This is a genomic window from Streptomyces sp. NPDC006339, assembly GCF_040612775.1.
GTDB lineage: Bacteria > Actinomycetota > Actinomycetes > Streptomycetales > Streptomycetaceae > Streptomyces.
This window is the reverse complement of the sequence record NZ_JBEXQW010000003.1, coordinates 264,646-272,991: the sequence shown is the minus strand read 5'-3', so window position 1 is coordinate 272,991 and position 8,346 is coordinate 264,646. Positions and strand designations below refer to the sequence as shown.

General features: G+C 70.7%; 3 protein-coding genes. All 3 read left to right on the top strand.

What is annotated here, in order from left to right:
- Positions 1–4,133: HAMP domain-containing protein (locus tag ABZ135_RS03975; protein WP_356691459.1), on the top strand; the 4,133-nt coding region annotated here is incomplete at its 5' end.
- A 295-nt stretch (positions 4,134–4,428) separates the two neighbouring features.
- A complete protein-coding gene (locus tag ABZ135_RS03970; RefSeq protein WP_356691457.1) occupies positions 4,429–5,103 on the top strand; it encodes a response regulator in 675 nt (224 codons plus the stop codon).
- Positions 5,104–5,306: 203 nt separating this feature from the next.
- The gene (locus tag ABZ135_RS03965) at positions 5,307–8,150 is read left to right on the top strand and encodes a DNA translocase FtsK (protein ID WP_356691455.1); all 2,844 of its coding nucleotides are present in this window, start codon (positions 5,307–5,309) and stop codon (positions 8,148–8,150) included.
- The last annotated feature ends 196 nt before the right edge of the window (positions 8,151–8,346 follow it).

The window sequence follows — 8,346 nt, the reverse complement described above, 5'->3', positions numbered from 1 at the left end:
CCGTCAACACGATGGTCGACCAGCTCTCGGCGTTCGGCTCCGAGGTGACCCGGGTGGCGCGGGAGGTCGGCGTCGAGGGTCTGCTCGGTGGTCAGGCCGAGGTGCCGGGTGCGGCGGGTACGTGGAAGGACCTCACCGACTCGGTGAACACGGCGTTCCGCAACCTCACCGGCCAGGTGCGGGACATCGCGCAGGTGACGACGGCGGTCGCCAATGGTGATCTGTCGCAGAAGGTCACGGTGGACGTGGCCGGCGAGATGCTGGAGCTGAAGAACACCGTCAACACGATGGTGTCGCAGCTCTCGTCGTTCGCCGACCAGGTGACGCGGATGGCCCGGGACGTGGGCACGGAGGGCCGGCTCGGCGGTCAGGCCCGGGTGGACGGCGTGTCCGGGCGGTGGCGTGAGCTCACCGACTCGGTGAACTTCATGGCCGGCAACCTCACCTCGCAGGTGCGGCAGATCGCTCAGGTGACGACGGCCGTGGCGCGCGGTGACCTGTCGCAGAAGATCGACGTGGACGCGCGCGGCGAGATCCTGGAGCTGAAGAACACCATCAACACGATGGTGGACCAGTTGTCCGCGTTCGCCGACCAGGTGACGCGGGTGGCCCGTGAGGTGGGCACGGACGGGCGGCTCGGCGGTCAGGCGCAGGTGCCGGGCGTGGCCGGTGTGTGGCGGGACCTGACCGACTCGGTGAACGGCATGGCCGGGAACCTGACGGCGCAGGTGCGCAACATCGCGCAGGTCGCGACCGCGGTGGCGCGGGGTGACCTGTCGCAGAAGATCGACGTGGACGCGCGCGGCGAGATCCTGGAGCTGAAGAACACCCTCAACACGATGGTGGACCAGTTGTCCAGCTTCGCGGACCAGGTGACGCGGGTGGCCCGCGAGGTGGGCACGGAGGGCATCCTGGGCGGTCAGGCCGAGGTGCAGGGGGTCTCCGGCACCTGGAAGGACCTGACCCAGTCCGTGAACTCGATGGCGAACAACCTGACCTTCCAGGTCCGCAACATCGCCGAGGTCACCACGGCGGTGGCGCGCGGCGATCTGTCGAAGAAGATCACCGTCGACGCCAAGGGCGAGATCCTGGAGCTGGTGACGACCGTCAACACGATGGTCGACCAGCTCTCGAACTTCGCCGACGAGGTGACGCGGGTGGCCCGCGAGGTGGGCACCGAGGGCATCCTCGGCGGTCAGGCCCGGGTGCGCGGGGTGACCGGCATCTGGAAGGACCTGAGCGACAACGTCAACCTGATGGCCAACAACCTGACGAGTCAGGTGCGGAACATCTCCCGGGTGTCGGCGGCGGTCGCCAACGGCGATCTGACGAAGAAGGTCACCGTCGAGGCGCGCGGCGAGGTCGCCGAGCTCGCCGACACCGTCAACACGATGGTGACGACGCTGTCGTCGTTCGCCGACGAGGTCACGCGCGTGGCGCGCGAGGTGGGCACCGACGGCATCCTGGGCGGCCAGGCGCGGGTACCGGGCGTCTCGGGCACCTGGAAGGACCTGACCGACTCGGTGAACGGCATGGCCGACAACCTGACCGGTCAGGTGCGGCAGATCGCGGCCGTCACGACGGCCATCGCCAAGGGCGACCTCACGAAGAAGATCGACATCGACGCCCGGGGCGAGATCCAGGAGCTCAAGAGCACCATCAACACGATGGTCGACCAGCTCTCGAACTTCGCGGAGGAGGTCACGCGCGTGGCCCGCGAGGTGGGCACGGACGGACAGCTCGGCGGTCAGGCGCGGGTGCGGGACGTGGACGGCACCTGGCGGGACCTGACCGAGTCGGTGAACGAGATGGCCGGGAACCTGACCCGTCAGGTGCGCGCGATCGCGGCCGTCGCCACGGCGGTGACGCGCGGCGATCTCAACCTGAAGATCGACGGTGTCGACGCGGCGGGCGAGATCCAGGCCCTCCAGGAGAACATCAACACGATGATCGCCAACCTGCGGGACACCACCCTCGCCAACGAGGAGCAGGACTGGCTGAAGGGCAACCTGGCCCGCATCTCCGGTCTGATGCAGGGCAGGCGGGACCTCGACGACGTGGCCTCGCTGATCATGAGCGAGCTGACGCCGGTGGTCTCCGCGCAGCACGGCGCCTTCTTCGTGGCGATGCCGACCGGTGCCGGAGGCGGCGACGGCGAACCGCTGGGCGAGGGCGAGGGCTCGTACGAGCTGCGGATGCGCGGCAGTTACGGCTACTCCGCCGGTTCCATGCCGACCTCGTTCCGGCCGGGCGAGACGCTCATCGGGACGGCCGCGGAGGAGAAGCGGACCATCCAGGTCAACGTGCCGCCGGGCTACCTGAAGATCTCCTCCGGCCTCGGGGAGGCCGCGCCGGCCCATGTGATCGTGCTGCCGGTGCTGTTCGAGGGCCGTGTCCTCGGGGTGATCGAGCTGGCCTCCTTCCAGCCGTTCACGCAGATCCAGCGGGACTTCCTCAACCAGATCGCCGAGCTGATCGCGACCACGGTCAACACCATCAGCGTCAACACCCGTACCGAGGTGCTGCTCCAGCAGTCGCAGGAGCTCACCGAGCAGTTGCGGGAGCGTTCGGCGGAGCTGGAGCACCGGCAGAAGGAGCTGCAGAACTCCAACGCCGAACTGGAGGAGAAGGCGGAGCTGCTCGCCCGTCAGAACCGGGACATCGAGGTGAAGAACACCGAGATCGAGGAGGCCCGGCAGGTTCTGGAGGAGCGCGCCGAACAGCTCGCGGTCTCCATGCGCTACAAGTCCGAGTTCCTGGCCAACATGTCGCACGAGCTGCGCACCCCGCTCAACTCGCTGCTGATCCTGGCCAAGTTGCTCGCCGACAACGCCGACGCGAACCTGACGCCCAAGCAGGTCGAGTTCGCGGAGACCATCCACGGCGCCGGGTCCGACCTGCTCCAGCTCATCAACGACATCCTGGACCTGTCGAAGGTCGAGGCGGGCAAGATGGACGTCTCGCCGACCCGGATCGCGCTGGTGCAGTTGGTCGACTACGTGGAGGCCACCTTCCGGCCGCTGACCGCGGAGAAGGGGCTCGACTTCTCGGTGCGGGTCTCGCCCGAGCTGCCGGCCACGCTGCACACCGACGAGCAGCGGCTGCTCCAGGTGCTGCGGAACCTGCTGTCGAACGCGGTGAAGTTCACCGACACCGGCGCGGTGGAGCTGGTGATCCGGCCGGCGGGCGCCGACGTGCCGCAGTCGATCCGGGAGCAGCTCCTGGAGGCCGGGACGCTGCGCGACCCGGCGGCCGAGATGATCGCGTTCTCGGTGACCGACACCGGCATCGGCATCGCGGCCGGCAAGATGCGGGTGATCTTCGAGGCGTTCAAGCAGGCCGACGGCACCACCAGCCGCAAGTACGGCGGTACGGGCCTGGGCCTGTCGATCAGCCGGGAGATCGCGCGTCTGCTCGGCGGCGAGATCTACGCGGCGAGCGAGCCGGGCCGCGGCTCGACCTTCACCCTGTACCTGCCGCTGAGCCCCATCGAGCCCGCGCCCTCGGGGCAGGGCGGCGAGCAGCAGGACCCGGAGGACCGCCACGGCCAGGAGCACGAGATCGCCGAGGGGCTGGTGCACTTCGCACCCGCACCGGTGCGCTCCGAGGCCCGGTCCGGTGCCGGTGCGCTGTTCCGGCACCGCCGCAAGGCGGTGGAGCAGCGCGCCCAGGTGCCCGGGCAGCCCGCCAAGGACGGGCAGGGCGCGGCCGAGGAGCGGCCGGAGCCCGATCCGCGCCCGACGTTCTCGTTCGCGGGCGAGAAGGTGCTCATCGTCGACGACGACATCCGCAATGTGTTCGCGCTCACCAGCGTGCTCGAACAGCACGGCCTGGCGGTCCTGTACGCGGAGAACGGCCGGGAGGGCATCGAGGTCCTGGAGCAGCACGACGACGTGTCGGTGGTGCTGATGGACATCATGATGCCGGAGATGGACGGGTACGCGACGACCAGCGCGATCCGGCGGATGCCGCAGTTCGCGGGGCTGCCGATCGTCGCGCTGACGGCCAAGGCGATGAAGGGCGACCGGGAGAAGGCCATCGAGTGCGGGGCCTCCGACTACGTCACCAAGCCGGTCGACCCCGATCACCTGCTGACGGTGATGGAGCAGTGGATGCGGGGCGAGGGCCGCTGACGGGGCCGCCCTCCCGCCCCGTAAGGGGAACGCCGTCCGGCGGACCGTCGCCATCCGGGTGTGAGAGTCCGCCGGACGGGGAACCTTCTGGTCTCCCGCCGCGTTCGACGTACGGGCACGTGAGTGCGTGCTCTGTGACAATGCGGTGACAGGGTGTGGTGACGGGCGGGGTGCGGCTACGATGACCGGCACAAGGACGGACGGCGCATGGGAGTCGTCTTCTGGGGCGGCGCCCGGTGCTTCCCCCGGCTCGCAGAGCCTGAGGGAGCCAGTGCCGGGGCGAGGAGGACGGGGCATGGTGCAGAAGGCCAAGATCCTCCTGGTCGATGACCGGCCGGAGAATCTGCTGGCGCTGGAGGCCATTCTCTCCGCGCTCGATCAGACGCTGGTGCGGGCATCGTCCGGGGAGGAAGCGCTCAAGGCGCTGCTGACCGACGACTTCGCGGTCATCCTGCTGGACGTCCAGATGCCCGGCATGGACGGATTCGAGACGGCCGCGCACATCAAGCGGCGGGAGCGGACCCGGGACATCCCGATCATCTTCCTGACCGCCATCAACCACGGCCCCCACCACACCTTCCGGGGGTACGCGGCGGGCGCGGTCGACTACATCTCCAAGCCCTTCGACCCGTGGGTGCTGCGCGCCAAGGTGTCGGTCTTCGTCGATCTGTACATGAAGAACTGCCAGCTCCGCGAGCAGGCCGCGCTGCTGCGCCTTCAGCTCGAGGGCGGGGCGAACGGCGGCCAGGGCAGCCAGTCGGCGGGCCTGCTCGCCGAGCTGTCCGCCCGCCTCGCCGCGGTCGAGGAGCAGGCGGAGGCGCTGTCGAAGCAGCTCGACGACGACTCCGCCGACGCGGCCGCCGTCGCCACCGCCGCGCATCTGGAGCGCAAGCTCACCGGACTGCGCCGTGCCCTCGACGCGCTGGAGCCCGGCACGGGCGCCACGCCGTCCCTGCCCTCGCAGAGCTGACGAGCCGGAGCCGACGGGAGCCGGGGCCGGCCGGAGCCGGAGCTGACCGGAGCCGGAGCTGACCGAGCCGGAGCCGGCGGGAGCTGACGCGCGGTCACCCGGTCGGCGCCGGCCGTGAGCGGGTGTCAGTTCCGTGCTGTCGTACGAGCGACACGAACGGGTGAGCTGTCTCCACGGCGGTGTACACCGGTAACCTCAGCATCATGGCCTCACGTACGTCCGGCAAGGGTTCCCAGGGCACGGCGGGCACCGCGAAGCCGCGCGCCGGCCGTACGACCGGCACCGCGAAGAAGGCGGCGGCCGCGAAGTCCCCCGCCAAGCCTCCCGCGAAGAAGGCGCCGGCCAAGAAGGCCGCGCCCGCCAAGCGCGCCCCCGCGCGCAAGACCGCGGCGAAGAAGGCCGCGCCCCGCCCGGCGCCGTCCCCGACCGGGGGCGTCTACCGGCTGGTGCGCGGCGTCTGGCTCGGCCTGGCCCACGGGGTGGGCGCGGTGTTCCGGGGGATAGGGCGCGGCGCGAAGGGCCTCGACCCGGCCCACCGCAAGGACGGACTCGCCCTGCTGCTGCTCGGTGTCGCCCTGATCGTCGCCGCCGGGACCTGGTCGAATCTGCGCGGGCCCGTCGGCGACCTGGTCGAGATGCTGGTCACCGGCGCCTTCGGGCGGCTCGACGTGCTCGTCCCGCTGCTGGTCGGCGCGATCGGCGTGCGGCTGATCCTCTATCCGGAGAAGCCGGAGGCCAACGGCCGGATCGTCATCGGCCTGTCCGCGCTGGTCATCGGCGTCCTCGGGCAGGTCCACATCGCGTGCGGCTCGCCCGGCCGCGGCGACGGCACCGAGGCCATGCAGGACGCGGGCGGGCTCATCGGCTGGGCCGCGTCCCAGCCCCTCGTCTTCATGATGGGCGAGGTCCTCGCGGTGCCGATGCTGGTGCTGCTCACGATCTTCGGTCTGCTCGTCGTCACCGCCACCCCCGTCAACGCCATCCCGCAGCGGCTGCGCGCCCTCGGCGCCCGCCTCGGCCTCGTGGAGGCCGCCTACGAGCCGGACGAGGCCGTCGGCCACGACCCGTACGGCCACGACGCGTACGGCGACGACTGGCGCGACGGCGAGACCCGGCCGGTGCGCCCGGCCCGCCGCCGCGGCTCCGCCGCCGGCCAGGACTACGACCCGGACACCGCGGAGGCCGCCGCCCTGGAGCGGCGCGGCCGCCGGCGCCGTACCCCGCCCGCGTCCGCCTTCGACACCGGCGGCCTCGACCCGGTCGACGTGGCCGCCGCGGCGGCCGCCGCCCTCGACGGAGCCGTCCTCAACGGCATGCCGCCGTCCCCGGTCGTCGCCGACCTGACCCGGGACATCACCGCCGAGCGGGCCGCCGCCGTGGCCGGCACGGACACGGCCCCCGACACCGCGCCCGCCCCGCCGTCCCCGTCCCCCGCGCCGGTGCCCGGTGCGCGGGGCGCCGCCAAGGAGCGGCCGGGCGGCGGGCCCGCCGGGGGAGTGCCCGACCTGACGAAGCCGGCGCCCGAGCCCACCGAGCTGCCGGCGCGGGCCGAGCAGCTCCAGCTCTCCGGCGACATCACGTACGCCCTGCCCTCCATGGACATGCTGGAGCGCGGCGGGCCGGGCAAGACCCGCAGCGCCGCCAACGACGCCATCGTCGAGTCGCTCACCAACGTCTTCGCGGAGTTCAAGGTCGACGCGGCCGTCACCGGCTTCACCCGCGGTCCGACGGTCACCCGCTACGAGGTGGAGCTCGGCCCGGCCGTCAAGGTCGAGAAGATCACCGCGCTCACCAAGAACATCGCGTACGCGGTGGCGAGCCCCGACGTGCGGATCATCTCGCCGATTCCGGGCAAGTCCGCGGTCGGCATCGAGATCCCGAACACCGACCGCGAGATGGTCAAGCTCGGCGACGTGCTGCGGCTGGCCGAGGCGGCGGAGGACGACCATCCGATGCTGGTCGCGCTCGGCAAGGACGTCGAGGGCGGCTATGTGATGGCCAACCTGGCGAAGATGCCGCACATCCTGGTCGCCGGAGCCACCGGCTCCGGCAAGTCCTCGTGCATCAACTGCCTGATCACCTCCGTGATGATAAGAGCGACCCCGGAGGACGTCCGGATGGTCCTCGTCGACCCCAAGCGGGTCGAGCTCACCGCGTACGAGGGCATCCCGCACCTGATCACGCCGATCATCACCAACCCGAAGCGGGCCGCCGAGGCGCTGCAGTGGGTCGTGCGCGAGATGGACCTGCGCTACGACGACCTGGCCGCGTTCGGCTTCCGGCACATCGACGACTTCAACCAGGCGATCCGGGACGGCAAGGTGCAGCCGCCGCCGGGCAGCGAGCGCGAGCTCCAGCCGTACCCGTACCTGCTGGTGATCGTCGACGAGCTCGCCGACCTGATGATGGTCGCGCCGAGGGACGTCGAGGACGCGATCGTGCGCATCACCCAGTTGGCCCGCGCGGCCGGCATCCACCTGGTGCTGGCCACCCAGCGGCCCTCCGTGGACGTCGTCACGGGCCTGATCAAGGCGAACGTGCCCTCCCGGCTCGCCTTCGCCACCTCCTCGCTCGCCGACAGCCGCGTCATCCTCGACCAGCCCGGCGCCGAGAAGCTGATCGGCAAGGGCGACGGACTGTTCCTGCCGATGGGCGCGAACAAGCCGATCCGCATGCAGGGCGCCTTCGTCACCGAGCACGAGGTCGCCGGCGTCGTCCAGCACTGCAAGGATCAGATGGCGCCCGTCTTCCGGGACGACGTCACCGTCGGCACCAAGCAGAAGAAGGAGATCGACGAGGAGATCGGCGACGACCTCGACCTGCTGTGCCAGGCCGCCGAGCTGGTCGTCTCCACCCAGTTCGGCTCCACCTCGATGCTCCAGCGCAAGCTGCGCGTCGGCTTCGCGAAGGCCGGCCGGCTGATGGACCTGATGGAGTCCCGCAACATCGTCGGCCCGAGCGAGGGTTCGAAGGCGCGGGACGTGCTGGTCAAGCCGGACGAACTGGACGCGGTGCTCGCCGTCATCCGGGGGGAGGACGGGGCCTGAGGGGCGGCGGGAGCAAGGGCTGCCGTAACGAGACCTGGCCGAGACTCACTCGTAAGGGAACGTGGGCAACCGTTTCCCTTGGGCGTACGTCAAGTTGGAGGGAGGGAAAGCACCATGTCCCAGCCTCATGGCGTACAAACGACGCCCGCCCGGTTGCCCCACCCTTTCGTACCACCCATAGACTGAACGTCCAGCA

What these genes read in the sequence shown, in the direction of transcription:
- ABZ135_RS03970 (WP_356691457.1), top strand. Translation starts at nt 4,429, where the DNA reads ATGGTGCAGAAGGCCAAGATCCTCCTGGTCGATGACCGGCCGGAGAAT.
- ABZ135_RS03965 (WP_356691455.1), top strand. Translation starts at nt 5,307, where the DNA reads ATGGCCTCACGTACGTCCGGCAAGGGTTCCCAGGGCACGGCGGGCACC.